Here is a 26,880-nt window from a genome sequence, read left to right as displayed (position 1 = left end):
AAAATTTAATATTTCACATTAAATTTAGGAAAGGTGATCCTATGAAAAAAAAATCTCTTTTTATTTTAATAATTATATTTTTAATCCTAACTTCCATATATGTATTTATTCCATATAAGCAACTTGTTAATGAATATATTTTCAACATTTTTAAACCCAAATTTCAAGTATCTGAAATTTTTTCAAAAGTGGATAACAACAAAAATAGAATAGCAGATGTATTAGATATAGTTAATGGTGCTAATAATGAAGCTCAGAGTAAAACAAAATATATTAGTAATTATTATAATGGCGGATACCCACCTGAAAATGAAGGTGTATGTACCGACGTGATTTGGAGAGGCTTTAAATATGCTGACATTAACTTAAAAGATCTTATTGATGAGGATATAAAAAACAATACTAAACTTTATCCTAGAGTAGCTGGAAAGCCTGATCCTAATATTGATTTTAGAAGAGTACCAAACCAAGATGTGTTTTTTAGCAGATACTGCCTAAGTTTAACCACTGAAGTTAAATCTAGAAATGATGAAAATTTAAAAGAGTGGCAACCTGGTGATATTGTGGTATTTACAAAGGGGTACGAACACGTTGGTATCATTTCTAATATAAGAGATAAAAATGGTATCCCCTATGTTATTCATAATACAAAGCCCCATGCTAGTACAATGAAACTTTCATACTTTACAGCTCCAATACATGCTCATTACAGATGGAAATTTAATTAACTAAAGATTTATTTTTCTCCATAATTCCTCCACAATTAATTGCTATTATATAAATATATTAATAGTGTAATTATTAATTAAAGGGAGGAAATATTATGTTTGGTAGAGGTTATGGTCCTGGTGCTTCTTGTTTTTCTGGTGGAAGTGGTTTGTTTCTAATGATGGGTATAAAATTATTAATATTCGCTGCTTTAGTATTTATAGGTATTAAGCTATATAAAAAATACGTTAACCACCCTCATAGTGCATTAAAAATGTTAGATGAAAAATTTGCTATGGGAGAAGTTAGCGAAGAAGAGTATATTAATAGAAAAACTGTACTTAACAAGAAAAACTAGAGATTTTCTCTAGTTTTTCTTGTTAAAAGTTGGTAATTCTATATACTTATTTTATAAAGCTTATTTTAAAGATATAATAGTATTGTTATTTATTAAAATTGGGGGTGCTACTATGAATGACATCAAAAGAATATTAGTTGTAGATGATGAAAAAAGAATTCTTGATGTAGTAAAGGCTTATTTAGAGAAGGATGGTTTTCAAGTAGTTACTGCACTAGATGGTGAGTCTGCGTTAAATATATTTAACAATGAAGTTATCCATCTAATAATTTTAGATTTAATGCTTCCTAAAATATCCGGAGAAGAAGTCTGTAGTAAAATAAGAGCAACTTCGGATGTTCCAATAATCATGTTAACCGCAAAAGTTGATGAGGATGATAGAATTGATGGTATAACTATGGGTGCAGATGACTACTTAACAAAGCCCTTCAGCACTCGTGAACTAGTAGTTAGAGTACGGGCACTTATAAGAAGAACTTATAGAGACTCTTCCCCCTTAGCTGATTATTTAACCTTCAATAACAACGATTTAGAAATAGATGTTAAAAAAATCCTTGTAAAAAAACATGGTCAAACTGTAAATCTCACCACCAATGAATTCAAAGTATTAGTAGCCTTGCTTACTAATCCTGGCCAGGTATTCTCTAGGGAACAGTTAGTAGAAAAAGCTTTCGGCATGGATTACGATGGATTTGATAGAACTGTTGATTCATATATAAAAAACATCAGACAAAAAATTGAGGACGTTCCAAAGGAACCCACATATATTATTACAATTTATGGACTTGGGTATAAATTTATAGGATAATTATAATTTTAGGAGGTAACAAATGAAAATTTCCTTAACAAAAAAACTTTCTTTAGGCTTTCTCTTAGCTATTATTACCTCTATTCTTATAACAAGTCTTATCTCCAATTACAGGATCGATAAAGAGTTTAATAGATATCTGCTAGACGAACATAAGTCAAAGATTGAAAGTATAGTAAAACTTGTAGAAGATTTATATACAGGTAGTAATGGATATTCTAATTTAAATAAGGATGAAATTCAAAGATATGCAGTATCACAAGAACTATTTATAGAAATTAAAGATATGAAGGGTAATTTAATTTTTTCCTCTGGTAGCGCCCATTTGCAAAACAGAAGCAAGAGTGATTCAATGATGGGTTCCATGATGCACAAAGGCTCTAATAATAACCTTGGAGAATATTTAGAAGCAAATCACCCCCTACTTAAAAATGGCAATACTGTTGGTTATTTAGTAGCCGGATACTTCAGTACCTCCTACTTAACTAACGCTGCATTAGCCTTTACCATGACGTTAAATCAATCATTTATGTTATCAGCTTTTATAACATTACTTATTGGGCTAGTCATAAGCATTATTCTCTCAAAACAGATATCAAACCCACTAATAAAAATCACTTCTACTGCTAATCAAATGAGAGATGGTCACCTAGATATTAGGTGTTCTATAAAGACAAAAACAAAGGAAATCCACGAGCTTTCAAATTCAATTAACTATTTAGCAGAGACGTTAAGCCAGCAAGAAATGATTAGAAAGAGATTTACTTCTGATATGGCTCATGAAATAAGAACTCCACTTACAACACTTAAAACACACGTTGAAGCCATTCTTGATGGGGTATGGGAACCCACCAAAGAGAGAATAGAAGTTTTTTCAGAGGAAATTGATAGGCTTACAAAACTAGTAGATAATCTACGAAATCTTGCAAAATTAGAGCAAGCTAATCTTAATTTAAATAAAACAAAATTTAATTTATCCAATGAGTTAAATGGAATTATGAATAACTTCGAACTATTATATAGCAAAAGTGGTTTCACACTTGCTTCTAACCTTACAGGTAATATTATTGTTGCAATGGATAAAGATAAGCTTAAACAAATTATGTATAACCTTCTTTACAACTCTTATAACTACTTAAATATAGGTGGGGAGGTACAAATCACATTAGTACAAACTGAAAAACACATTGTTATAAAAGTAAAAGATAATGGCCTAGGAATTGCTGAAAAAGACTTACCCTATATATTTGAAAGATTCTATAGAAGCGATCTCTCTCGAAATAAAAATTCTGGTGGATCAGGTATAGGTCTTACTATTACAAAATCTCTTGTTGAAGCACATAACGGAAAAATTTTTGTAGAAAGTCAACTTGGAGCAGGAACAACTTTTACTATTGAATTTCCAAAATCATTATTATCTTCAATAGAGTAAGATATATAATATTATGTATAAACATTTTTCAATCACAATAATATGTAGAATTATTGTGATTTTACTGTTGAATAAAAAGCAGTTCCTAAAATAATGACACCACCTAAAATTTCTCTTGCAGTTGGTACCTCTCCAATGATAATCAGAGCAAAAATAATACCATAGACTGGTTCCAAACTAGAAATAATGCCTGCCGTTTGTGTTTTTACACTTTTTAAACCATTAATAAATAATGAGTGAGATATTGCAGTAAAAACAATACCTAATAAAATTAGTAATAATATATCTGTAGGTTTGAAAATAGGTTTTATTAAAAATAAAAAAGGAATTAATACTAGTGTTGCTACGAATTGTTCATAAAAAGCTATCACTACACTTGAATACTCTTTCACATATTTTCTATTAAGCATTGAAAGAATTGCATATGTGAAACTAGAAAGTACTCCCCACAGAACTCCCTGTGTTAAATTATCTCCTAGTTGAAACTTCGGAACTACAAGTGCTACTCCTAGTAGTGTAACAACTGCAATTACAATATCTCTCATCACAATTTTTTCTTTAAAAAAATAAGGTTCGAGAAAAGTAACAAAAACAGGAAATGTAGAAAATATCAGAAGGCCAATTGCTACTGTTGACACCTGAATGGACTTAAAAAAGGTACTCCAGTGAATGGCTAAAATAAGTCCCATTATTGCTAAGTAAAGATAATCTTTTTTTACTTTTAGTTTTATGTCTTTCTTAAGGAAAATCATAACAATCAATAAAAAAACACTTGAAAAGAAAACTCTTCCTAGTACAATTATCATAGGTGACAGTGAGAGTAATTTTCCAAATAATCCTGCTATTCCAAACAAAAAAACAGCTAAGTGTATTTGTGCTAAGTTTTTATTTTTTATATTCACATGATTGCCCCCTCCTGGCATTTTATGTTTATTTTTCTTTTTGGGTATTTTCCCACTCAGATCTCAGTATTCCATATAAATACATATCATACCTTCTGCCATCTCTATGAATAAACTCCCTATATACCCCTTCTCTTTTAAAGCCTACTTTCTCATATAGCTTTATAGCAGGTTCATTGTATTCAAGTACAGTAAGCTGTATTCTGTGGAAATTCAGTTCTTGAAACCCAAACTCTATACTTAATTTAAGAGCTTCCTCTCCATAGCCGCATCCTCTATGTTTTTCCCCTCCGATTCCTATATATATTAAGGCAGTTCCATTGTTCCAAGATATGTCTTCAAATCCTGTAACTCCAATAAACTCTTTTTTCAGAAGATCTTTCACAGCAAAAATATAGGCTGTATTAGATTTATGTACTTCACTAACTAACTGTTTTACATCTTCTATTGTTTTAGGAATCGCACTTACTATATCGTAATGACGCATGAAGGATACATCGTTGTACCACTTTTGAAATTCCAAAACATCTTCTTCATTTATAGAAGTAAGCACTATTTTTTCCCCAACCAAAAGATTTTTCATAAAATAACCTTCTCTCTAGCTTTAATTCCATATTAAATCATCAACTAGGGTGCTGAAATATGGTTAAATCATCCTCTGCTAAGCTGTTCATCTTCTTCGAAGTTTCAATATTATCGAAAAAATAGACTAGCTTTATGCTAGTCTATTTTATTAAACATCACTAACTAAACATTTAGAAAAACTAAAAATATATTTTTTTTCTAATTTGAAAGGGTGATAAGATAGTTTGGACTTTCGTAGACCTGCAATTCCTAGGTCTTGTTCCCTATTAATTATCTTAACGTCACTAAAACATCTGTCTACAAAAGTTTTGTTAATAAAGCTGTACACACCACTATAATCCATATCTGCTTTTTCTATATGAATTACTGCTAAATTATCATTTAGTTTTTCTCCTAAACTAAATGCAACTATTTTTTCATCTACGTAAACAGCAATACCCTGAATATCTATTATTTTCAAATTTTGCAGAACATCTTTTATTCCCTGTAATTCGTAATAAAGCTTATCATCATCTTCTTCATTGCCTTCATACCATTTTTCTGCAGCTAATATTACATCACTTATCACTTGTTCCTCTTTAATGTCTTTAACTTCATATTTGTAACTCTTTATAAAAGAATTATAATGATTCTTTTTACCATGAAGCTTTTTACCAGAAAGCTGTATGAGTTTTTCAGCTTCATATAAATAATCAAAATTATCTCGATCTTCTTTTATACAAATGTCCTGAACATCATCATATATGTTGCTAATTTCTTCCATAAAACCTTCATCAAGATCTTTGAATAAGTAGTGCATATTGTTTTTCGTCTTATAGTCCATTAGTGCATCGATTATATCTTTAAGATTTTCAGTACTATACCCTAGCGGCTGCATAAAATAGTATCTTCCTGCAAAATCCTGTTTCTTTATTATTAGTGCCCCTTTATGAATAGTAAAACAAATATCACAAGCCTCTCTCCATATATATAAAGTTGTAAAAGAATATTCACAACTTAGAAATTTATATGGATATATAAATTTCTCCAATGTAGCTTTGTCTTCTATTGTAAGTCTTTTAAAAATCATCATATCAACCTTTCCCCTTAGGATATACCATAAATATCATCATATTTTACGTCCATCTATAATTTTATACCGTTTGTTCATTTTTTGCAAGTAGATACTTATATGAACTATAGTTACTAAATGTATACCTATAATGATAATATAGTAGGATTTTTTTCTGTAATTATATTAGCCAAATTTTTAATTATAAATGCAGTATACTACAAAATTATAATATGATATAATATTGTATCTTGTTATTTATATAATTTAATAATACGATATAGTATAATACTTTGATATATCATATTAATATGATATCATACTGTTATATTAAAAACATGTAATATTTTACTTGATTTTATATAACATATTAACATCCTAGGAGGTGACACATAGTTGGACAATATTTCACTTATATTAGCTTTTTCAGCAGGATTACTTTCTTTTTTATCTCCCTGCGTTTTACCGCTAGTACCAGCATATATAAGTTACATAACTGGAACGGCTATTAATGAATTAGATGATAAAAAAGCTAAATTGAATGTATTATATAAATCTATTGGCTTTGTTATTGGTTTTTCTATTATTTTTATTTTAATGGGAGCTTCTATAACAACCCTTGGCAAACTTTTCATTTCAAATCAGACCATTTTTAGAAAAATCAGCGGTTCTTTAATGATAGTATTCGGTCTTCACACCATGGGACTCCTAAAGATTAAACTACTTTATAGAGAAAAAAGATTTTTCTCTTTTAATAAAGCTAGTGGCAAATTCGGTTCTATACTTATGGGCATGGCCTTTGCAGCTGGTTGGACTCCCTGCATAGGACCTATTTTATCTTCTATCCTTATGTATGCTAGCAGTTCTGAAACCATAGTAAAAGGTATCCTTCTGCTCTGCGTATATTCATTAGGTCTTGCTGTTCCTTTTATATTAACTGCACTTGCTATAGGTAGTTTTACAAAGCACAAAGCTGCTATTTTTAAATATCTACCTGTAATATCCACTATAAGTGGAGTGCTATTACTCATAATGGGTATTTTAATTTTCACAAATAATGTGAATGTTTTAAGTCGCTATTTAGATTTCTTTAATTTTTAGGAACATTTCAAGATACATTGTTTTAAGTTCTAAAGTCTTTAATATATCCCTTTTAGATTACATTTAACTGATTGGAGGATTAATAATGAAGAAAATAATTTTACCACTTGTAGTAATTTTAGTATTTGGAATAAGTATTTATTCTGTAGTTGATTACAATAAAAACAAATCCAAGGATTCAGACATAGCTATCAAAGAAAATTCTAAAACCAATAGTACAGGTGCAAATACGAGTACCAGCACTGTAAAGGATTCTGCTTCTGCCAATCCCTCTTCCACTATGAAAAGCACAGATGCTGATAAGATTGCCGCACTAAATTTTAAACTGACAGATTTAAATGGCAAGGAGGTTTCCCTTAGTGATTTTAAAGGAAAAAAGGTATTTCTGAACTTTTGGGCAAGTTGGTGTCCGCCTTGCAAAGCCGAAATGCCTGATATTGAAAAATTATACGGACAAACAAAGGATTCTGATTTAGTTATTCTGGCTGTAAATATTGGTGATGCCAAAACCACAGCAAAATCTTTTATAGATAACAATAAATATAATTTTACTGTTCTATTAGATTCAGATCAAAGTATAGCAACAAAATATAATATTGTAGCAATTCCAACTTCTTTCTTTATAAATAAGGAAGGAAATATTGTCTCCACTATAAAAGGTGGCATGACACTGGAACAAATGAAAATTAATATTAGTAAACTATAAACTTATCTTCACAAAAGAAATGAACCCTTCTTGAAAATTTTAAATAATTTTCAAGAAGGGTTCATTTCTTCTCTTATGGTTTTAAACTCAATAGTCTCATTTATAAATATCAGAGAACTCTATGGATAAATTTTCGTCATAATTTGTTTCAAATACCTCTTTATTTTTAAGATTATTTTCTTCTTTCGTCGTATCTACAATTCTAACTGGTAGTGTTATAATAAATTCACTTCCCTCTCCCTCTACACTATTTGCATGAATTTCACCATCATGCATCTCTACAAGAGACTTTACTAAAGCCAGCCCTATTCCACTGCCTTCATTCTGTCTTGATGTGGATTTGTCAATTTGGGCAAACCGTTGAAAAATAAAATCTAACTTATCTTTTGGAATTCCTATACCTGTATCCTTTATAGATATTTGAATAAAATCACCTTTATCATGTATATTAACTAGAATGCTTCCATTTTCCTTTGTAAATTTAACTGCATTAGATAATAAATTCAACATAATTCTTTCTATTTTTTCTTCATCAAACGCAATGGTCTTTTCTTCTATATCAGTATCAAATATAAGGGTTATGCCATGATTTTTTATATACTCAGCTACAGATTGCGATATTTCCTCTACAACATAGACTATGTCTCCATTTTTCAATTGAAGGCTTATGTAATCTGCCTCTATTTTAGTTGTATCTATTATATTGTTTATAAGTCTAAGTAACCTAAGGGAATTTTGATTCATGATATTGATATAATATTTTATTTTTTCTTCACCTAGTTCCTTTGATCCGTCAAGGGATTTTATTAGTTGTATCGTACTACAAATTACATTTAGAGGAGTTCTAAGTTCATGTGATAAATTAGCAAAAAATTCAGTTTTAACTTTATCATATGCCATAAGCTCTTCAACCCGTTTACTAGTTTCGGCGCTTTGCATACTAAGTTCCTTAACTTGGTTTTTAGCTATTCCAAGCTCATGTACTAAGGATAATGCTTGTTTAACGGAATGCTTTAAGGTTATCAGTGTGTTTATTCTACATAATAACTCATGAATATTAAATGGTTTCCTTAAATAATCATTTGCACCACATTCAAAGGATATAACTAAGTGCTCTAGGCTACTATCTGCAGTCATAATTAACACAGGAAGTTCAAATATAGATTGTTTTTCCCTAATAATCTCACATACTTTATAACCTAAAATATCCGGCATCATCATATCAAGAATTACTAAATCTAAATCCGCATTCTCTTCTACTATCCTCAATGCTTCAGTGCCGGATGATGCTTCTAATACTTCAAAGGTGTCATTTGACAGATAATTTTTTAATACCTTACGGTTAACATACTCATCATCAACTATCAAAATTCTATATTTATCACTGCTTGTTGATTTTATATTTTCATCAATAATTTTCTTACCATGCTCCAATGATATACTTACAAGATTAGGTTTTAACTCTAAGTGCTTTAAATATTCAGCTTGTATTTCTCCTTTGTTTATATTTGGTTGGCTTTCCTGAGGATTATTCCTTAGGTCTTCTTCTGTGCATAAAGGAATAGTAAACATAAATTTACTTCCTTTTCCTATAATTGAAGAAACCACTATAGTTCCACCTTGTATTTGGATAAGTTCTTTAGTTACATAAAGTCCTACTCCAGTGCCACCATACTTTTCTGAAATTCCATCCACTTGCTCATATCTATTAAAAATCTTATTAAGCTTATGCTGTGGAATTCCTATTCCTGTGTCTGTTACAGAAATCTCAATAAAAGAATTCAATAATTTATAGGATAATGTTATCTTTCCTGTATGTGTGAATTTTATAGCATTGCCCAGTAAATTATATAGGATTTGCTGTATTCTGTCTTCATCCCCAAATACATAAGGTGCATTTTTGTCAATTGTATTAGTAAAAATAACATTTTTACTATTTATAGATATTCGATTAAATTTTATTACCATCTCTACCACATTACTTATATTAACTGGCTTCCTGTGTAATACAATTTCATTATTTTTAAGCTTAGAAAATGTCATCATATCATTGACCAAGTTAGATAATCTTTTAGCACTAGAGTTCACCAAAAATAGATCCTCTCTAAGCTCACCATCTAAATTGACTCCCTTATTGGTCACTATACCTTCAGTTAATCCAATAATTCCATTCAATGGAGTTTTTAATTCATGTGAAGTTACAGCAAGAAAATCATCTTTTAAGTCGTTTAGAGATTTAAGTTTAGCACTTGTATTCTCAACACTTGAAAGTTCATCCGCTTGGCGCTTTGCTAAAACATAGTAATTGACAATAATAAATATCAATATGCCAAGGGACGCAAATGAATCAGTAAATACAATACTGTATTCATACAAAATATCGTTAATCCTTGTAATAAATAGTGCAAATAATCCTACCACAACTATATAGTCCGATTGTCCCCGATCTATGTATATTATAGAGATTTTGTACATCATATAAAAGATAGATAATAGTGCAAATGCTTCAAAAGGGGCTATATAGTATAAATAGTATTCCATGGGAATAAAAATTACAATTAAAGTATATAGTAAAGCTAAATAATTGGATGTTTTTACTAATTTAGGTGACATTATTTTCTCATAAGACTTATCTATGCATAAAATAATAAAAGGAATATAAGCATAAAATGTCCATATTTTTATTTTTGTAGAAAAGATATAATTAAGATTTGGTAATAGTGAAATTAAAAATCCTTCCCCAATAAATAATGTTCTAATAGCAATAATTACACAAATCATTGCAAAATATAATTGTGCCTTATCTTTTCTTCTATTAATAAATACTCCAATACTATATATAGCAGCCATAATACTACATCCAAAAATAAATACACTAAGGGCTATCTTTTTCTCCCTCATAGCTGTAATTTCTTCTGATTTCCCCAATATTAGTGTATCTATGTATCCATATTTATTATAAAAATTACTAACTCTAAGGACTAAATAAGTTTCTCCCTTTTCCACATAAAAGGATCCTATAGCTGGATTTAATTTTGGAACCATTTCATTTTTAGCTTTGCCCACTTTTCCAACAGAGGTTATTAATTTATTGTTAGCCCAAAGTTCATATGCATTTTGAATAAAATCTATCTTTACTGAATAAAGCTCCTCTTCATTCTTCATAAGTAGCTTTAATCTATATGTACAATATCCTCGCTCACCAAAAATACCTGGTAAATTTTCATACTTAACGTCTTGTTTTATATCGCTTTTGAAGTCCTCAGGTAAAAGCAATTTATTATCATAAAATTCCCATCCTCCATTAAGTTTTATCATACCATCCGCCTTAAAATCCCAATTTCTTAGGTCTAGTACCCCTTTCTCTGCCACGGGTACATTCTTTTTTGTATGGCTAATTTCACTACTTCCTTTAATTATTGTAATAATAGTAATTAGAGTTATTGATAGTAAAATAAATATTTTAATTTTATGCGACTTAATTTTCGCCATAAATTAGCTCCTTTTTTAATTGTACTTATTGTGTGCTTACAACTATATATTCACATATATAATAACACATAAAATAACATTTCATATACTATTCATCCTATAATTTCCCTGTAATTGATAATTACCAACAAAATACTACACTTAATTGCATTAATTATGGACTTCAGCGAATAATATATGATAGCTATAGGAAATTGAAATAGTTAATAGGTTACTTATCAGAAAAATAAATTAGCATCTTTTCTGGTTATATGTTAAAATTTTTCTGTTTGGGAGGGATTATTATGAAAAAATTTACAAAACTTACGTTAGCTACCCTTATTACTGTTACTACTGCAATGTCTTTTATTGGGTGTTCAAGTAATAAAGAGGTAAAAAAAGCCACAACGGATACTAATGCATCAGTGATTAAAGCTATAAGCACTAAAGATTTAAAAGAGAAACTACTTAACAAGGGCTGGATAGTAGTGGATACAAGAGCAAATGACGCATTTAATGGTTGGAGACTAGATGGGGTCCTGCGTGGTGGACACATTAAAGGTGCGACGGATTTTTCTGCTACCTGGTTAAAGGCAGAAGATAAAGAAAAGGATAAAATTTTAGAAAAAGCACTAAGAATAAAGAACATTTCAGCGGATAAAAGTGTTGTATTGTGCGATGCAAATGGAAAAGATGCACAGGCCGTTGCAACATATTTAAAGCAAAAAGGAATAGTAAATATTTATACATATGATGTTAAACAGTGGGCTGCTGATGCTAGTCTTCCAATGGAAAATTATGCAAACTATCAAATGTTAGTTCCACCTTCCTTTGTAAATGACTTAGTTAATGGTAAAAAACCAGAAACTTACACTAATGATAAATATAAAATTTTCGAAGTTGCCTGGGGCGAAGAATCTAAAGATGAAGATTACAAAAAAGGTCATGTTAAAGGTGCAGTGCATATAAATACAGATGAAATAGAATCAGCTCCACTTTGGAGCATTAACTCTGATGCGGCTCTTAAAACATTTGCAGAAAAAAACGGATTAACTGCAGATACAACAGTTGTTCTATACGGACCTGATCCAATGGCCTCTTTTAGAATTGCTGCCATAGCAAAGTACATTGGAGTTAAGGATGTTAGGGTTTTAAATGGCGGAACTGCTGCTTTTAGAAATGCTGGTTATGAAACGGAAACAATTTCTAATCCAAAAAAACCGGTAAGTTCCTTTGGTGCCATAATACCAGTAAATAAGGGATATATAGTAGACATAAACAAAGCAAAAGAAATATTAGCGGATAAAGCTAATAGTAAACTTGTAGATGTAAGAAGCTGGGATGAGTATACTGGCAAGATATCTGGCTACAGTGATTTAAAATTCATGGGAAGACCCGCAGGCTCTACTTGGGGTCATGCTGGTAGCGACCCAAATCATCTGCAGGATTATAGAAATATAGACAACACCATGCGTAATAAAGACGAAATATTAGCTATGTGGAAAGAGCAAGGAATTACTCCAGATCAAAGACTTTCCTTCTTCTGTGGTTCTGGTTGGAGGGCCGCCGAAGTTCTAACCTATGCTGATGTAATGGGACTTAAAAATATTTCATTATACAGTAATGGATGGTATGAATGGAGTGCAAACCCTAAAAACCCTGTAGAAAAAGGTGAACCAAAAGCTAAATAATAAAAACACAAAAGGGCATATTAAAATATTGCCCTTTTGTGTTATATTTAACTGAAAAAACAATATAATTAAGAAGGTGAATCATATGAAAACTTATAATATTACAATACTAAAAAGAATAATTACACTCTTACAGTTACTAATACTCATTCCACCACTACTCCTACAATATTTCTCGGACAGAAAAATGGGATTAATGCGATATTTGGTTTTTAAAAAAGCTGTGTTCTCAAAAGAAATTTTTACTTCAAGCTTCACATATACATATAAAAGCCTCTTATTTTTGGGAATTATTTTTTGTATTATTTTTTTAATATATAGTTATACTAAAAAAATGAATAGTTCGCTTATCAAACCCATAATTTATCTTTTTGTTTCCAATTTAATTTGCCTATTGTATGTATTTTATTCTAAATTTCAAACACTACTATCTTACCACTTTTTTTTAATAGCTTTTTTTATAATTATAATCCTACAGTATTTAAAAATATTCTTAATTGCACTATATAATAAATTAACAAAGGACTTTTGTAAGTAGTACCGGAGTTTGAATAATTGTATTTGTATACAAAAAAATACAATACTTTGAAATATTAATGATAATTTTATTTGAATATCTCTCATTTTATGATATAATTTTTTTAGGTTATATCTTAAGGAGTGTGAACATATTATGGACCCCGATGGTACGTGGCAAATTATATCTTTAGTGATTTTATTAGGATTTTCAGCTTTTTTCTCTTCTTCTGAAACTGCCCTAATGACTTTAAGTAAAATCAGATTAAGGCATATGGTAGAATCAGAAATTAAAGGCGCTGCACTAATTAATAAATTACTTAAAAATCCAAGTAAACTATTAGGTGGCATATTGGTAGGAAATACTGTGGCCAATATCGGTGCTTCTGCACTAGCAACTTCCTTGGCAATTAAATATTTAGGACCCTCTTTAGGTGACTCTGCAGTAGGTATTGCAACCGCTGTAATGACAATTTTTGTATTGATTTTCGGAGAAATAACGCCAAAGTCATTAGCCGCACAAAACTCAGAGAAAGTAGCTTTAAAAGTTGCTCGGCCAATAAATCTAATTACCTTCATTTTAAATCCACTTATTACAGTATTAATTTATATTACAAATTCCATTATAAAATTAATGGGTGGAGAAATAGGTAAGCAGAGACCATTTATTACTGAAGAAGAGTTGAAAACTATGGTTAGTGTAAGCCATGAAGAAGGGGTTTTAGAAGGCGAAGAGAAGCAAATGATCTATAATGTATTTGAATTTGGAGATTCACAGGCAAAAGATGTTATGACTCCAAGAACTGATATGATTGTAGCAAATGTAAACTCAACTTATGAAGAACTCATAAAGATCTTCAAACAAGAACAATTTTCTAGAGTTCCTATATACCAAGAGAATATTGATAATATTATTGGTGTTTTATATCTTAAAGATTTAATTTTCTTTGAAAATGAAATAGAAGAATTTACTATAGAGAAACATATGCGTGTGCCTTACTTTACCTACGAGTTTAAAAGCACTGTGGATTTATTTGCTGATATGCGTTTAAAAAGAGTGCCTATAGCTATTTTATTAGATGAATATGGTGGTACTGCTGGACTTGTAACAATTGAAGATTTAGTAGAAGAAATAGTTGGAGATATAGACGATGAATATGATGATGATCCAGATCAAATTGAAGTTGTTAAAGAAGATGAATTTATTGTTGCTGGTAACACGAGAATAAACATGGTTAATGAAATGATAGGTCTCAATATAGAATCAGAGGATTTTGATACCATAGGTGGCTTCGTTACAGGAATACACGGACGACTTCCAAAGACAGGCGAAACAATAATTTATAACGATACAAAATTTATTATACAAAACACCAGTAAAAATCGAATAGTAAAACTAAAAATTATAACTTAATATAAGAAAAGTACACAACATATATTATTTTTAGGTGTTGTGTACTTTTTTATTAGAAAATATAAGCATCTTTAAAAATAGATTAACCTATTTTTTGAGGATGATTAATAAGTATATTAGGGTTTTAATTAGTTAAAACTATATGTGCAATGAAGCAATTAAGAATAGAACATTTAGAATTATCGCAATAAGAATTTATTAAATTACTACTTGGTTAAAAAATAATAATTGAAGGAGGCTTTATAATGAATAAGTTCCAAGGAATGGTGGAAGATGTAATGCAATCAATAGAAGAATCAAATTCTTTTAACTGTGAAACACGACGTGATTTAAAAAAAGTAGCTAAAGCACTGGTTGAAACCAAGGGAGATATACCAGATTTCCAAAAGTATGATTTAGCTTCAAAGCATTGGAAGAGTGCTAAGAAATTTGTTTAACCTTTTTTATTAATAAAATCACAGAAAAATAAATAGCTTTTTAAAAACACTTAAAGTTGGCTATTAACCAACTTTAAGTGTTTTCTCATTTCAATTATTCTAAATAATGAATTATCTATTATGCGATAAAAAATCCACTACAAAATCTTTCTAGGAATTTGACCTTTTATTTTCTTTTCTATTGCATCTAAAATAAATTTATCCTTGGGAGCTGCAAATAAATATGTATATCCTTCTTCTCCAGCTCTTCCAGTTCTTCCTATACGATGTATATAGCCTTCAGCAGTTTCAGGTATATCATAGTTATAAACATGACTAACTCCATTAATATCAAGCCCTCTAGCTGCTACATCCGTAGCAATCAAATACTGTATATCACATTTTTTAAATTCTTTCATTATTTTTTCCCTTTTTGCTTGAGTTATATCTGAATGTAGCTTTTTACAGTTATAACCTTTTTTATAAAGAGCCATCTCTAGATCATCCACTCTTCTTTTAGTTCTACAAAAAATGATAGCCATAAATGGATTATCTTCATCTAAAACCTTACATAAATCTTCTTGTTTTTTTCTATCTGTAGTTTCTATTAAGAATTGCTTTATATTTTTAAGAGTTGTTTCTTCTTTTTTAATAATTATTTCTATAGGATCATTCATATACTTATATGCCATCTTTTTTACATCTGAACCCATAGTTGCTGAAAAACATAATGTCTGTCTGCTTTTAGGTGTTTTTTCTATAATATCTTCAATATCGTTTTTAAATCCCATAAGGAGCATTTGATCTGCCTCGTCCAACACTAATGTCTTTAGCTTATCAAGTTGTATGGTACCTCGTCTTAGATGGTCTAGTAATCTACCTGGCGTTGCAATGACTAGGTGAATATTTCCCTTTAGTTTTTTTAGCTGCACACCTATATCCTTACCACCATAGGCCGCCAAAATATTTAAGTTTTTACCTTCTGCAAGTTTCTTAGCCTCACTGGTTATCTGTATTGCAAGTTCTCTTGTAGGAGTCACTATTAATCCTTGAATTGTACTTATATCAGCCGACATATTATCAAACATTGGCAGTAGAAACGCAAGGGTCTTACCAGTACCTGTTTGTGCCTCCGCTATAACATCCATGCCATCCTTTATTAATTTAATACTTTGCTCTTGTATTTCCGTTGGATCACTTATTCCTTGAATTTTTAGACCGCTTAGAATATCATCACTAAGCCCTAGTTTTTTAAATTTTATCATTCTTATTTACCTTTCTATATTAAACATATTTTTGTTATCTTTTTATACTATATCATTGGTGCCACCCACGTGGCAAGTGGCATAATAATTGTTATTTATTTGCAAGCGCACTTATTATAGCGCAGCAACCAATAAATAATAACCCAGTCTGCGGTGCAATCATTGTAAAATCCACCAATCCGTGCCCAATTATTACAGCTTGAATACCTGCTAGCATTGGGATTAATTTACAATTTTGCGAATAAAGTGTTTTTAAATTTCTAAATAAATTAATTTTCATATAACCATATATTAATATTCCAACAGCCCCAAGTGTGGTCATAATAGTAATCCAGATATTATGCCCATGGTATAAGGTTGCATAATAATAACCTTTCATAAAACTTGCTCCATGGTCATTAATTCCCGTAATTCCCCAACCTATAAAAGGCTTCGCTTTTATCATTTTTAAACATCCATTCCATATTCCATAACGACTACTAAATGAGCTTTCAAGATCATGAGCAGTTACATATTTTAAAATATCTGATGGTGCAAAAGTAAGTATAGCTGTAAATATAAATATTGTTATAACCAGCCACATATCTTTTTTATTAGCTTTTAGAAGATAAAAAATAAAAAGTCCAAATAACAAACCCATGAAAGCTCCCCGTGACCCTGTTAAACACAACGCAATAACAAACAAAAGTGTTGATATTTGATAGAATAATTTTGTAGTTTTAGATGTAACACTACAAAAATAAACACCTACAACAATCATTATTGCAAACCAATTGCCAGCTACATTTGGATTTCCAAAGGTACTGTATATTCTATCATTAACTACTGGCTGAGATGTAATCTCAAGAAATTTTTCCCAAATATTATAATGGAAATATATAGATATAATTTTTTCAATAATCCCAAAAATTGCTGAAAAAACTGAAAAATACACTAAATGCCTATATATCTTTTCTACCTTATTTTCATTTTCGCAATAGTTTTGCAGAAAAATACTAATGCATAAATATATAAATAGAGCAAAAGACGCCACAATTGACATAAGACTATAATTTATAGCCCCTACTATCAATGACCACATAAAAATTATAAAAAGTCCTATATTCCATTGATTTTTGTATATGATTAATTTCCCAAATAACACCTTATATGTCATGTATATTACTGGTATAATCACAGTATAAGGAGAAATGACTGTTAATAAAACTAAAATGCTTATAATAACCCCACCTTTAACTAATGTTGCTTTAATAATAATAATAATAAGTAAATTAACCAAAAATATCAATAAAAAAAATCAAGTGTTAACACATTGTTTTCACTGTCAAAAAATTTGCAATTGAGTGAGCATATTATCTATGCATAAAATATGAATTTCTATGTATTATATTATCTCCTTAAAATTGATAAATTAAATCAATATAAAAATAAAAAAATCAACTAAACCATTAGTGTTCCAATGGATTAGCTGATTTTATTATAGTTTATATACTTTTAAAAGTACACAGTATAATTTATTTTTTTAATTCTTGAACTCCAGTAACTTTACTTGTAGCATCCATTTTAAATGTAGATTTAGCTTCAGCAGTAATAAAATAAACATTTCCTTCTACTGTAGCATCTTTTAATTGGAAGTTACTCCCTGAAACATAAAGGTCACCTTTGAAAGTTCCATGTTCTATACTGCCCATAGGACTATTAAAAGTTAATTTTGGCGCAGTCAAAGTAAATCTAGCAGTTACTTTACGGTCTGCATCTTGTGTGTATAGAGCTATCTTACGTTGTAGAAGTTCTTTACCACTAGTATCTTTTTTGCCATTTTTAAACTCCCCATCAACTACAATATCCTTGTCAATAGCTAAATCCTTTATAATTGCAACAATCCATGTACCCTTACTGCTTATTCCATTTTCAAAAGCCGCTTGAGTATTTACTACTGAAGCAGTTGTTACTACATCTGTTTTTGCTGGTGTTACTGCTTCTGTTTTTGCAGGTGTTGGTGCTGGTACTGCTGCTTTCTTAGCGCCACATCCTGTTAATAAAGTAGCACCTACCGCTAGTGATAAAATTATTGCTTTAATTTTCATATGAATACCTCCATTGATATTTTTTTAAATATGTCATATTATTCAACAAATTCAGTATATCATATGTGATAAAAATATAACAAGATAAAATATGAATATTATGTCGTTATATGTAAGTTCAAAATGAACAAAAATATTAAATCCTAATTCAGCACTATATATCCTATATAAATACATTGATTTTTATTTTTCTTTTCCATACAATTCTTTTTTTCTACATATGGAACTATCCATTTCATATTGTATAGCATTATTTTCTCTGCCCCATTTGCACATTACTTGCAAAACAGGCATCAATGTTAAACCTCTTTCTGTTATAGAATATTCTACCTTAGGTGGCACTTGCGCATATACCTTCCTACTTATCAGCCCATGGTTCTCTAATTCTCTTAATTGAGTAGTTAATATTTTATGTGTAATTCCAGCAACAAGTGCATTTATTTCACCAAATCGTTTTGTTCCATCCATTATTAAATACCATAAAATAATAGCCTTCCACTTACCACCAATTAATGCTAGTGTAAATTCAATCTCATAACTTGCTTTCTGCGCTTTATTTTCAGACATTCAAATTCCCCCTATAAATTTATACACTATCCTTTAGGATACCTTCTATCAATTAAGTGCATACTTTACTATCTTTTCTATAATGCTATACTTATATACAAATAGTCAATAGCTAGATGGAACTATGATTTCATCTTTTTCACAAAATCATTAGACTATAAAAGAAAGAGGCGATTACCAATGTCAAAATTATTTAGTAATTTTAAAATAAAAGATATGGATTTAAAAAATAGAATAGTCATGGCCCCAATGTGCATGGATTCTTGTAACAATGAGGATGGAATAGCTAACAACTGGCATTTTATACATTATACAACTAGAGCTATTGGTGGTGTGGGTCTTATCATTGTCGAATCCACAGGAATTGAGCCTGGTGGACGTATAACTGATTATGATTTAGGTATATGGTCCGAGGAACACGTTAAAAACTTATCAAATATAGTAAATGAATGTCATAAATATGGTGCAAAAGTAGGTGTTCAAATTAATCATGCTGGAAGAAAATCTGAAACTCTTTCCTATCCAATTATAGCGCCAAGCCCTATAGCCTTTAATGAACTTTATAGGCTACCAAATGAAATGACTAAAGAAGATATTAATAATACTATAGCTTTATTTAAATCTGCTGCTAAGAGGGCATTAAGTGCAGGTTTTGATTTATTAGAATTACATGGTGCTCATGGTTATTTAATAGGACAATTTTTATCTCCTCTTACCAATAAGAGAGAAGACGAATATGGAGGTACAGAGGAAAACAGGGTAAGATTCTTAAGGGAAATTATACAGGCTGTAAAGACAGTTTGGCCTGAAACTAAACCATTACAATTAAGAGTATCAGCGGAAGACTACGCCCAGGGTGGAAATACTGCAAAGGATACTGCATCACTTATAAATCTCATAAAAGCTATTGGTATAGATATTGTAAATGTTAGTTCTGGTGGCACCGTACCAGCAAGAATATCTACCTATCCAGGATATCAAATCTGTTATTCTGAAATAATTAAGAACCAATGTAATATTCCAACTATAGCTGGAGGACTTATCACATCCCCTTTAATGGCAGAAGAAATATTAAACAATAAAAGATCTGATCTGGTATATTTAGGAAGAGAGCTTTTAAGAAATCCTTATTGGACATTTTCTGCTGCTGCTCAATTAGGAGAAAGTATAGAATGGCCTATTCAGTATCAAAGAAGTAATATAGTTAGCAAAAACGGATTTTAGATTGAGATACCTCTAAAAAATAACAAGGCAAATATGCTAGCATTTTGCCTTGTTATTTTTTTATATTAAATCAAAGTTTCATAAGAATAAATTTATGAAAAAAACCCAATTTATAGATTCACATATTAAATATGACAATATTTCTTCTTTTCTTTTAAGTAGCACTACTGTATAATATACAATATTACTTGTATATTATGAATTTATTATAAATCGGTAATATATCTAATGTTTTAAAATAGTGGATTTTGTGATCTATAATATTAACCATATACCATATCATAACTTTTAGGAAGCTTTTAAACTTAAATGAGGATTGTTAATGTTATCGAAAACAAAAACGCCAAGAGATGCAAAATTATAGGAAGCTCTAATACCCGTTGTGGCGCTGCCGCCATGCTTACCCAAGGTGCTAGTTTTGCTGCTGTAATGAATTCTATGCAGATTGGTGTTATTTCGAAAACTGGTAATGAGGTTTTAGATACACTTCTTACTAGAGGTGGATATCAAAGGATGATGTTTACAATATCTCTAATACTAGCAGCACTTTCTTTTGGTGGTACACTTGAGAAAACTGGAATGCTTGGGACCCTTGCAAACAGTGTTCTAAAATATGCAAATAGTACAGTATCCCTTGTAACAGCTACAATATTCACCTCAATATTTGCAAATATACTTGCTGGCGACCAATATCTTTCAATTGTACTTCCTGGCAAAATGTATAAAGACGAGTTCCGTAAAAGAGGACTAGCTCCAAGAAACCGTTCAAGATGCCTTGAGGATGATCCATCAGCTCCAGAATATAAGGGGAATTTAAAGGCTAGCGCATAGCAGCAATATTATTTACATAATCCTATAAAAAAATCCTTGTTGAAATATCAGCAAGGATTTTTTTATAGGATTATCTTATGTCTTTCATTTACAGTAGCAAGTATTTTATCTCTTAAGATATCTCCCTTATCAACAAAAGAAATTAGAACCTTAGAGGCCATATTAAAATTAATATTAAGGTCTGTATTGCCTTCATCCTGAGAAATTATTTTCACTATTTCATCAAAGGACTTATCTGATTTTATTCCGCGTACTTTATCCCCTTTGCTGTGCTTTTGTCTTCTAAACGCATATAGTACTGCAGTATCCTCGTCAATTCCATGTACTGCACAAAAGGCAATATCCTCAAATTTTATAGTTCTTGTATTAAAGGGTTTGTGTATTCTAATTTTTTCATCATCCACAGTTATGGAAAGTATGAGTCCCTTATAGGCTTGCCAAGCACTTGTAATAAAAATAATTAACAAAATTAGTTTTATTATAAAATTTGAAATAAATATTAAAGTCACAAAGGTTAATAAAATTGAAATAACAAAAAAAACACTGAGTTTTTTTAAAGAATCTGGTTTACCGATAAACTTTTCCATGTTGCCTCCTTCATTTAAAATATTATTTTCTTAAGAATATGCTCTCCAGCATTATTAGATTTTAACCTATTATCTCTTTAAAAACAATGATTGTTACATTGAAAGGACCATTAGAAAAACATATACATACTCTTTATGCTAAAGGAATATGGTAAAATTAAATGCACCAATGTATACCTAAGTATTAACATTGGTGCATTAACTATTTCATACTTTTAAAGAAATCTATTAATATTTCTTTTTCATTACTAATAAACTCATACATGTCCAATTCTCTTTCAGTAACCCATTTAACTTGATTTATGTCCTTGTGCGTATTTATATAATGTTTCAACTTTCCAGTATATACAAACAAAGTATCTCCACTTTCACTATCTAAAACATATTCTTTAAATGGTGTCAGATCAAATATAGTACAATTTAAATCTTTATCTATTGCTTTAGAAACACATTGTTCCGAAGTTTCCTTGCCCTTTATTTCCTTACCAAAAATACTCCATACCTTTTGTATTTTCTTTTTACCCCTAGCAGCAATGAGCACAGCATTAAAATCATCACATATTATTATTGAACATTTTACAACTTTCCCCATATTAGTTCCCCCTTTAAATGTAAACTTATCCCTTTTCATATTTTATACAAAGTTATGTAATTGTAAAAATATTATAAGACACATTCATACAAATAACAAGTCTGAGTTTATCTCAATAAAGGCAAAAAACTTCTATTCCACTTCAATTTCATGTATACTGTTTTATTTTGTGTCAATAATTGTAATGTGTGAACACACGTGAAAGGAATAGATTAATGAAAAATAATAATAATAATAATAATAATAATAATAATAATAATAATAATAATAATAATAATAATTTAAACAATAATGATACTTTAGCTCATGAATATATAGAGAGAGGCAAAGGACTTTTTAATGATGGGGAAATTGAGAAAGCCTTTAAAGACTTTAATAAAGCCATTTTCTTAAATAATGAATATGCGCGGGCTTATCTTGTGAAAGGTCAAGCTCATATTGAAATGTATGAAGCCTACGAAGCAGAAAAATGCATAAAGAAATATCTAAAGCTAGTTCCGGGTGACCCTAAAGGTTACTGGAAGTTAATTGATATACATGACTTAACTGGTGACTTTGATAAATGCGTTTACTATTGTGAAAAACTTCTTGAAAGTGATGCTTCAAATATAGACATATATTTTAAAAAAGCAGAGTTCTTAGCTCTTCTTAATGATTTTAGAATGGCTTTAGAATGCTTTGATATTTGCCTAAGCCTAAATCCATATTTTTATGAGGCATTATGTGGTAAAGCTAGCATGTTACTATCATTGCATAATAAAAAAGAAGCTCTTGAAATATATAATAGTGCCTTAGAAGTAGATTCATCCAAAAGTGCTGCCTATTTCGGAAAGTCTGAAGTATATATGGCTATGGGCAATAGCCTAACTGCCTTAATATTTGCAGAAAAAGCCTATGACATAGAACCTGATAATGATTGGTATAAATGTCATTATACCGTATTAAAAAACATAAACATAAATATTAAATAGCAAAATGCTCCCATCCATAAAGTGGGAGCATTTACTATTTACATGTTCTCATTATTTCTTGTATTTTTTTTAAATGATTGTCATAGTCGGCTACAACAGCCTCTACTTCTTTCATTAGACTAGGATCCAAACCCCTATTCTCCTTAATAAACTTTTCTCCCTGCGTTATTCCCATTTCCATTGCAGCTGTAGCATTCTCACAGACTTCCAAATCAGTATTTACAGGTATAAGTTTGATTTTTTCGAAAAAATCTGCCATAGTGCCCATTATTCCAAGAGTATCGGCAGCATTACCTCCCAGATTTTCTATCCTATTGGTAATTGCCTCTTCATGTCTTTTAAAGGATTCTATAATTTGGACCAACTCATTTTTAAGTTCTGGGCCTTTACCTTTACGGAGATAATCTTTAAAGGTAGTACCTCCCATGTGTATGCCTTTTAAGAATTTATTCATTTCTTTTACATCATTCATAATCTCACCTCAGTTTATTGTGAGCATTTGGTATTTATATTATGCATATTATTTCTAAATTACCCCCCCAATTACATCAAGTGGATCTGTTTTTCTAAGTTCTTTAATAGGTGCAATTAAGCTTAAAAATGATACAAAAATTGGTATCATTAACGCTACTGTAGCACCAGAAATATTCCATAAAGGAATGAATTTACCACTTGGATAAAGTACGGTTAAGTTCAAAATAAAGGCTACACACGTACTTAATAGTATTCCGCTTATATATCCAAGTAAGCATACAGTGGCATTTTCCTTCCAAAGTTTAAAATAGAGGGTAGATTTTTTATAGCCTATAGCTGATAATACTCCAAATTCATATTTTCTATTAATGAAGTTAATATAATTCAAATTCCCAAGAGATATACAGAGCACAAGAATTATTATTATATTTAGCATATAGGATAATGCATTCATAGAATTAAGAATTTCATCTGTTTGCTTTGAAATACTGTAATAATCCATAATTAAAACATTTTTAGGTGTGTTTTTAGATAAATAGTTAATTAAATTTTTATTCAATACATCTTTAACCGATAAAAGTATAGAGTTCTTTATCGCTGTATCTCTAGAGACACCATCCTTATTATCGCTGATCACCACCAACATTGCTGGACCATCTGTAATGCCTGACACTTTGAATTTTCCTTTTATTGCGTAGGTAGAGGATACCTCTGAACCAATATAATCTCCTGTTTTCAATTTGTTTTGCAGCGCATATTTTTTAGGGATAATAATTTCATTCTTATTTTCCATTGGAAGTCTACCTTCAATTAATTTTACATTAAGAGTATCAATAACCTGTGATATATCCTTTTCATAAAGATTCAAAACAGAAATGCTCATGCTACCGAAAATATTAGTATATTGAAGATAACCTTCCTCGCTAATTAAAGGCATAACATGACCTACATTATTATCATTAGTTATTTTATCTAAATAATCTTTTGGAATAGGCTCTTCATTATTGCTAAATACTATCGTGTATTTACTAAAAAAATTAGTACACGTTAGATTTGCTAGCTCAATACTACTTTTAGTCACTAGTGAAAAAATATAGATTAGTAATACACTCACCATCATAGCTATTAATATTGGTAATGTTTTGGAAATATTGTTCTTGATATACTTAAAGGTTGATAGCGGACTCATTATATCCCTCCATTCCTCTTTTTTTAATTGAAGTAATAGCGCCATCCCATATATTAATTATATCATCTGCATTTTCAAGTATGGAAGCATCATGAGTTACAACAATGACTAAGGCATTATTTTTATACTCATCTAGTAGCTTCATAACTTCCCTTGCACTTGAATGGTCTAAGGATGCAGTAATCTCATCACAAAAAATTACTTTTGGGTCATTTATAAGTGCTCTAGCAATTGCAACCTTTTGTCTTTGCCCACCAGATAACTTATGAGGCTTTTTACCCGCTAAATGCTCAATGCCAAGCTTTTTTAATAATCCCAAAGCCTTTTCTTTTGCTTTCATACTATTATCATTTATTGGTGTTAACACATTATCTATTACGCTCATATATTCTATAAGAAAATGTCTTTGGAAAACGAATCCAAAATCTTTACGCCTGAGCTCTGTACTTTTAGAAACGGATAATTCCTTAAATTTCATATTCTTGTAGCTTATGGTACCTGATGATGGAATCTTAAGTCCTGCTAAGGAATATAGTAAGGAACTTTTACCACTACCAGAGGGTCCCATTATTCCTATCAACCTATTTCCTTCCAAGGATAGATTAATATTTCTTAAAGCATAAGTCTGGTCCTCTTTTCCAATATCATATATTAAATTTAGGTTATCTACTTTAAATAACATAATAATTCACTCCCTTTTTATATTTTTTCTATCATAACTATAGGATCTAGCTTACTTATCATTCGATTTACAGGTATCAATGTAAATAGTGTTGTAAATAGTGGTATATAAAGTGCCATTAAAAAAGCTTTTGAAGAGAAATATACTGCAACTCCTCCAACAGCTCCAAAGGCTCCATCATTGATTAAAATAGAAGACAACCATCCAAAAATCACCCCTAGAGTAAATCCTAACATATTTACAATAAGCACCTCTAAAAATGCTTTTTTCATTAGCTCCCCCTTGGTATATCCCATGGCATTTAAAATTCCAAGTTCCTGTTTTCTGCTAAAAAACTGTACATATTTAGAACTTCCAACAGAAATAACCATGACAATAATCGCAAGTATACAAATCATATCTAATGTACGCATAGTTGATGCCTTTTCATTAAAAAGTTTAATTATCGCACTTAAAGTCAAAACTGCAACTTCTTTTTTAGAAAAGCTTAGTAGTAGTTCATCTACCTCTTTTATTTTATTGTCCTTAGGAAAAACTAATAAAGATTTTTTCACTACAATTGTATCATTGGCATTTATTGAGGTAGTAGTAGTAGTAGTAGTAGTGTTATAGGGCATAAACGATAAATAACCGTTCCCCTCAACTATTCCTACCACTGTATACTCACCATTTAAGCTATCATTTTTATTAATGGAATTCCCTATTTTATCCCCGATTTTTACATTTTTATTTTTTGACATTCTATAATCTAGTGCCACTTCTTTATGATTTCCTAGAGGCATCCTTCCTTCTTTCAGGGTTATGTTATGCTTTTTCATAACATAATCTATATCCTCAGGCCTTATACCTAAAATGGAAGCATTAGTGCTAGCGCCCGGTATAACATATCGTGTTTCATATGAAATAAAGGGGATTATATTTTCTACATTAGGGTTATCTTTAAGGCTACCAACAATATTGCCAGGTATAGGTTTATCTTTTTCAGTACTTTCTATAGTCATATGATTTTTGTATGGGTTTACATTCAGCTCATACATAGAGTCCCATATAGATTTCACAAAAGTTTGTAGAACATATAAAAATGAAACAGCCACTAATATTGAAATGGTGGAAGCAATAAGTTTTTTCTTATTATTTTTACTATAGCTTAAAGCTGACAAAGGTTTCATTGTACTAACTCCTTTCAAAACATAAATATTATGATTTCCTTTTAATAAAATAATACCAATTTTTGGAGTAATATAAAAGTAAC

26 protein-coding genes are annotated in these 26,880 nt (G+C 30.1%); 12 read left to right on the top strand and 14 right to left on the bottom strand.

The annotated features are described in order from the left end of the window. The first annotated feature begins 41 nt into the window (after positions 1 to 41). From G9F72_RS09560 to G9F72_RS09545, 4 genes are all read left to right on the top strand, one after another. Positions 42 to 728: a DUF1287 domain-containing protein gene (locus tag G9F72_RS09560; RefSeq protein WP_164956203.1), complete on the top strand. Its 687-nt coding sequence runs from the start codon at positions 42 to 44 to the stop codon at positions 726 to 728. Positions 729 to 823: 95 nt separating this feature from the next. Then, positions 824 to 1,066, top strand: a complete 243-nt coding sequence (locus G9F72_RS09555; RefSeq protein ID WP_164956202.1) for an SHOCT domain-containing protein — start codon at positions 824 to 826, stop codon at positions 1,064 to 1,066. Between the two features lie 112 nt (positions 1,067 to 1,178). Further along, positions 1,179 to 1,874 carry a response regulator transcription factor gene (locus G9F72_RS09550; RefSeq protein ID WP_164956201.1) on the top strand — a complete coding sequence of 232 codons (696 nt, stop codon included), beginning with the start codon at positions 1,179 to 1,181 and terminating at the stop codon, positions 1,872 to 1,874. A 22-nt stretch (positions 1,875 to 1,896) separates the two neighbouring features. Beyond that, positions 1,897 to 3,306 (top strand): ATP-binding protein, encoded by a 1,410-nt coding sequence (locus G9F72_RS09545; RefSeq protein WP_164956200.1) that lies wholly within the window; start codon positions 1,897 to 1,899, stop codon positions 3,304 to 3,306. Positions 3,307 to 3,356: 50 nt separating this feature from the next. Here the strand turns inward: G9F72_RS09545 and G9F72_RS09540 are convergent, their stop codons facing one another. The 3 genes from G9F72_RS09540 to G9F72_RS09530 form a co-directional block, all read right to left on the bottom strand. Next, on the bottom strand, positions 3,357 to 4,208 hold the full coding sequence (locus G9F72_RS09540) for a DMT family transporter (protein WP_164956199.1): 852 nt from the start codon (positions 4,206 to 4,208) through the stop codon (positions 3,357 to 3,359). Between the two features lie 28 nt (positions 4,209 to 4,236). Then, positions 4,237 to 4,791, bottom strand: coding sequence for a GNAT family N-acetyltransferase (locus tag G9F72_RS09535; RefSeq protein ID WP_164956198.1), 555 nt, complete (start codon positions 4,789 to 4,791; stop codon positions 4,237 to 4,239). 150 nt (positions 4,792 to 4,941) lie between these two features. After that, complete coding sequence (locus tag G9F72_RS09530; RefSeq protein WP_164956197.1) at positions 4,942 to 5,865, bottom strand: DUF2156 domain-containing protein; 924 nt, start codon at positions 5,863 to 5,865, stop codon at positions 4,942 to 4,944. A gap of 375 nt (positions 5,866 to 6,240) precedes the next feature. Here G9F72_RS09530 and G9F72_RS09525 point away from each other — a divergent pair, with 375 nt between their 5' ends. Then, positions 6,241 to 6,945, top strand: coding sequence for a cytochrome c biogenesis CcdA family protein (locus G9F72_RS09525; protein ID WP_164956196.1), 705 nt, complete (start codon positions 6,241 to 6,243; stop codon positions 6,943 to 6,945). 85 nt (positions 6,946 to 7,030) lie between these two features. Next, positions 7,031 to 7,651 (top strand): redoxin domain-containing protein, encoded by a 621-nt coding sequence (locus G9F72_RS09520; protein WP_164956195.1) that lies wholly within the window; start codon positions 7,031 to 7,033, stop codon positions 7,649 to 7,651. Positions 7,652 to 7,747: 96 nt separating this feature from the next. On the opposite strand, the gene G9F72_RS09515 is transcribed toward G9F72_RS09520, so the two are convergent. After that, positions 7,748 to 11,143: an ATP-binding protein gene (locus G9F72_RS09515; protein WP_164956194.1), complete on the bottom strand. Its 3,396-nt coding sequence runs from the start codon at positions 11,141 to 11,143 to the stop codon at positions 7,748 to 7,750. Between the two features lie 284 nt (positions 11,144 to 11,427). Between G9F72_RS09515 and G9F72_RS09510 the strand changes: the two genes are divergently transcribed. The 3 genes from G9F72_RS09510 to G9F72_RS09500 all read left to right on the top strand — a co-directional run bounded on the left by G9F72_RS09510 (position 11,428) and on the right by G9F72_RS09500 (position 15,180). After that, positions 11,428 to 12,813: a rhodanese-like domain-containing protein gene (locus G9F72_RS09510; protein ID WP_164956193.1), complete on the top strand. Its 1,386-nt coding sequence runs from the start codon at positions 11,428 to 11,430 to the stop codon at positions 12,811 to 12,813. A gap of 673 nt (positions 12,814 to 13,486) precedes the next feature. After that, complete coding sequence (locus tag G9F72_RS09505) at positions 13,487 to 14,743, top strand: hemolysin family protein (protein ID WP_164956192.1); 1,257 nt, start codon at positions 13,487 to 13,489, stop codon at positions 14,741 to 14,743. Between the two features lie 245 nt (positions 14,744 to 14,988). Continuing rightward, entirely contained in the window at positions 14,989 to 15,180 is a 192-nt protein-coding gene (locus tag G9F72_RS09500; protein WP_164956191.1) for a hypothetical protein, read from the top strand. 137 nt (positions 15,181 to 15,317) lie between these two features. On the opposite strand, the gene G9F72_RS09495 is transcribed toward G9F72_RS09500, so the two are convergent. From G9F72_RS09495 to G9F72_RS09480, 4 genes are all read right to left on the bottom strand, one after another. Beyond that, a complete protein-coding gene (locus G9F72_RS09495) occupies positions 15,318 to 16,424 on the bottom strand; it encodes a DEAD/DEAH box helicase (protein WP_164956190.1) in 1,107 nt (368 codons plus the stop codon). Positions 16,425 to 16,515: 91 nt separating this feature from the next. Beyond that, entirely contained in the window at positions 16,516 to 17,703 is a 1,188-nt protein-coding gene (locus tag G9F72_RS09490) for an O-antigen ligase family protein (RefSeq protein WP_224676051.1), read from the bottom strand. Between the two features lie 235 nt (positions 17,704 to 17,938). Next, positions 17,939 to 18,511: a hypothetical protein gene (locus tag G9F72_RS09485; protein WP_164956188.1), complete on the bottom strand. Its 573-nt coding sequence runs from the start codon at positions 18,509 to 18,511 to the stop codon at positions 17,939 to 17,941. A gap of 183 nt (positions 18,512 to 18,694) precedes the next feature. After that, positions 18,695 to 19,078, bottom strand: coding sequence for a winged helix-turn-helix transcriptional regulator (locus G9F72_RS09480; protein ID WP_164956187.1), 384 nt, complete (start codon positions 19,076 to 19,078; stop codon positions 18,695 to 18,697). A gap of 180 nt (positions 19,079 to 19,258) precedes the next feature. Between G9F72_RS09480 and namA the strand changes: the two genes are divergently transcribed. Further along, a complete protein-coding gene (gene namA / locus G9F72_RS09475; protein WP_164956186.1) occupies positions 19,259 to 20,302 on the top strand; it encodes an NADPH dehydrogenase NamA in 1,044 nt (347 codons plus the stop codon). A gap of 309 nt (positions 20,303 to 20,611) precedes the next feature. Next, on the top strand, positions 20,612 to 21,133 hold the full coding sequence (locus G9F72_RS09470; protein WP_164956185.1) for a Na+/H+ antiporter NhaC family protein: 522 nt from the start codon (positions 20,612 to 20,614) through the stop codon (positions 21,131 to 21,133). 62 nt (positions 21,134 to 21,195) lie between these two features. Here G9F72_RS09470 and G9F72_RS09465 read toward each other — a convergent pair whose 3' ends face one another. After that, positions 21,196 to 21,720, bottom strand: coding sequence for a hypothetical protein (locus tag G9F72_RS09465; RefSeq protein WP_164956184.1), 525 nt, complete (start codon positions 21,718 to 21,720; stop codon positions 21,196 to 21,198). Between the two features lie 202 nt (positions 21,721 to 21,922). Continuing rightward, positions 21,923 to 22,312 carry a hypothetical protein gene (locus G9F72_RS09460; protein WP_164956183.1) on the bottom strand — a complete coding sequence of 130 codons (390 nt, stop codon included), beginning with the start codon at positions 22,310 to 22,312 and terminating at the stop codon, positions 21,923 to 21,925. A 215-nt stretch (positions 22,313 to 22,527) separates the two neighbouring features. Between G9F72_RS09460 and G9F72_RS09455 the strand changes: the two genes are divergently transcribed. After that, a complete protein-coding gene (locus tag G9F72_RS09455) occupies positions 22,528 to 23,283 on the top strand; it encodes a tetratricopeptide repeat protein (RefSeq protein WP_164956182.1) in 756 nt (251 codons plus the stop codon). A gap of 34 nt (positions 23,284 to 23,317) precedes the next feature. On the opposite strand, the gene G9F72_RS09450 is transcribed toward G9F72_RS09455, so the two are convergent. Genes G9F72_RS09450 through G9F72_RS09435 form a run of 4 tightly spaced genes read right to left on the bottom strand, consistent with a single transcriptional unit; the run spans position 23,318 to position 26,797 of the window. After that, positions 23,318 to 23,755: a DUF2383 domain-containing protein gene (locus tag G9F72_RS09450; protein WP_164956181.1), complete on the bottom strand. Its 438-nt coding sequence runs from the start codon at positions 23,753 to 23,755 to the stop codon at positions 23,318 to 23,320. Positions 23,756 to 23,809: 54 nt separating this feature from the next. Continuing rightward, the gene (locus G9F72_RS09445; protein WP_164956180.1) at positions 23,810 to 24,946 is read right to left on the bottom strand and encodes an ABC transporter permease; all 1,137 of its coding nucleotides are present in this window, start codon (positions 24,944 to 24,946) and stop codon (positions 23,810 to 23,812) included. Beyond that, entirely contained in the window at positions 24,924 to 25,628 is a 705-nt protein-coding gene (locus G9F72_RS09440) for an ABC transporter ATP-binding protein (RefSeq protein WP_164956179.1), read from the bottom strand. Before G9F72_RS09440 ends, G9F72_RS09445 begins: the two co-directional genes overlap by 23 nt. Before the next feature lie 17 nt (positions 25,629 to 25,645). Then, positions 25,646 to 26,797 (bottom strand): ABC transporter permease, encoded by a 1,152-nt coding sequence (locus G9F72_RS09435; protein WP_164956178.1) that lies wholly within the window; start codon positions 26,795 to 26,797, stop codon positions 25,646 to 25,648. Positions 26,798 to 26,880: the final 83 nt, after the last annotated feature.

Source organism: Clostridium estertheticum, assembly GCF_011065935.2.
GTDB lineage: Bacteria > Bacillota > Clostridia > Clostridiales > Clostridiaceae > Clostridium_AD > Clostridium_AD estertheticum_A.
Note: the sequence above shows the minus strand (reverse complement) of the source record. Positions and strands in the feature narration are given on the sequence as shown.

What these genes read in the sequence shown, in the direction of transcription:
- G9F72_RS09560 (WP_164956203.1), top strand. Translation starts at nt 42, where the DNA reads ATGAAAAAAAAATCTCTTTTTATTTTAATAATTATATTTTTAATCCTA.
- G9F72_RS09555 (WP_164956202.1), top strand. Translation starts at nt 824, where the DNA reads ATGTTTGGTAGAGGTTATGGTCCTGGTGCTTCTTGTTTTTCTGGTGGA.
- G9F72_RS09550 (WP_164956201.1), top strand. Translation starts at nt 1,179, where the DNA reads ATGAATGACATCAAAAGAATATTAGTTGTAGATGATGAAAAAAGAATT.
- G9F72_RS09545 (WP_164956200.1), top strand. Translation starts at nt 1,897, where the DNA reads ATGAAAATTTCCTTAACAAAAAAACTTTCTTTAGGCTTTCTCTTAGCT.
- G9F72_RS09535 (WP_164956198.1), bottom strand. Translation starts at nt 4,791, where the DNA reads ATGAAAAATCTTTTGGTTGGGGAAAAAATAGTGCTTACTTCTATAAAT.
- G9F72_RS09530 (WP_164956197.1), bottom strand. Translation starts at nt 5,865, where the DNA reads ATGATGATTTTTAAAAGACTTACAATAGAAGACAAAGCTACATTGGAG.
- G9F72_RS09520 (WP_164956195.1), top strand. Translation starts at nt 7,031, where the DNA reads ATGAAGAAAATAATTTTACCACTTGTAGTAATTTTAGTATTTGGAATA.
- G9F72_RS09515 (WP_164956194.1), bottom strand. Translation starts at nt 11,143, where the DNA reads ATGGCGAAAATTAAGTCGCATAAAATTAAAATATTTATTTTACTATCA.
- G9F72_RS09510 (WP_164956193.1), top strand. Translation starts at nt 11,428, where the DNA reads ATGAAAAAATTTACAAAACTTACGTTAGCTACCCTTATTACTGTTACT.
- G9F72_RS09505 (WP_164956192.1), top strand. Translation starts at nt 13,487, where the DNA reads ATGGACCCCGATGGTACGTGGCAAATTATATCTTTAGTGATTTTATTA.
- G9F72_RS09500 (WP_164956191.1), top strand. Translation starts at nt 14,989, where the DNA reads ATGAATAAGTTCCAAGGAATGGTGGAAGATGTAATGCAATCAATAGAA.
- G9F72_RS09495 (WP_164956190.1), bottom strand. Translation starts at nt 16,424, where the DNA reads ATGATAAAATTTAAAAAACTAGGGCTTAGTGATGATATTCTAAGCGGT.
- G9F72_RS09485 (WP_164956188.1), bottom strand. Translation starts at nt 18,511, where the DNA reads ATGAAAATTAAAGCAATAATTTTATCACTAGCGGTAGGTGCTACTTTA.
- G9F72_RS09480 (WP_164956187.1), bottom strand. Translation starts at nt 19,078, where the DNA reads ATGTCTGAAAATAAAGCGCAGAAAGCAAGTTATGAGATTGAATTTACA.
- namA (WP_164956186.1), top strand. Translation starts at nt 19,259, where the DNA reads ATGTCAAAATTATTTAGTAATTTTAAAATAAAAGATATGGATTTAAAA.
- G9F72_RS09470 (WP_164956185.1), top strand. Translation starts at nt 20,612, where the DNA reads ATGAGGATTGTTAATGTTATCGAAAACAAAAACGCCAAGAGATGCAAA.
- G9F72_RS09465 (WP_164956184.1), bottom strand. Translation starts at nt 21,720, where the DNA reads ATGGAAAAGTTTATCGGTAAACCAGATTCTTTAAAAAAACTCAGTGTT.
- G9F72_RS09460 (WP_164956183.1), bottom strand. Translation starts at nt 22,312, where the DNA reads ATGGGGAAAGTTGTAAAATGTTCAATAATAATATGTGATGATTTTAAT.
- G9F72_RS09455 (WP_164956182.1), top strand. Translation starts at nt 22,528, where the DNA reads ATGAAAAATAATAATAATAATAATAATAATAATAATAATAATAATAAT.
- G9F72_RS09450 (WP_164956181.1), bottom strand. Translation starts at nt 23,755, where the DNA reads ATGAATGATGTAAAAGAAATGAATAAATTCTTAAAAGGCATACACATG.
- G9F72_RS09445 (WP_164956180.1), bottom strand. Translation starts at nt 24,946, where the DNA reads ATGAGTCCGCTATCAACCTTTAAGTATATCAAGAACAATATTTCCAAA.
- G9F72_RS09440 (WP_164956179.1), bottom strand. Translation starts at nt 25,628, where the DNA reads ATGTTATTTAAAGTAGATAACCTAAATTTAATATATGATATTGGAAAA.
- G9F72_RS09435 (WP_164956178.1), bottom strand. Translation starts at nt 26,797, where the DNA reads ATGAAACCTTTGTCAGCTTTAAGCTATAGTAAAAATAATAAGAAAAAA.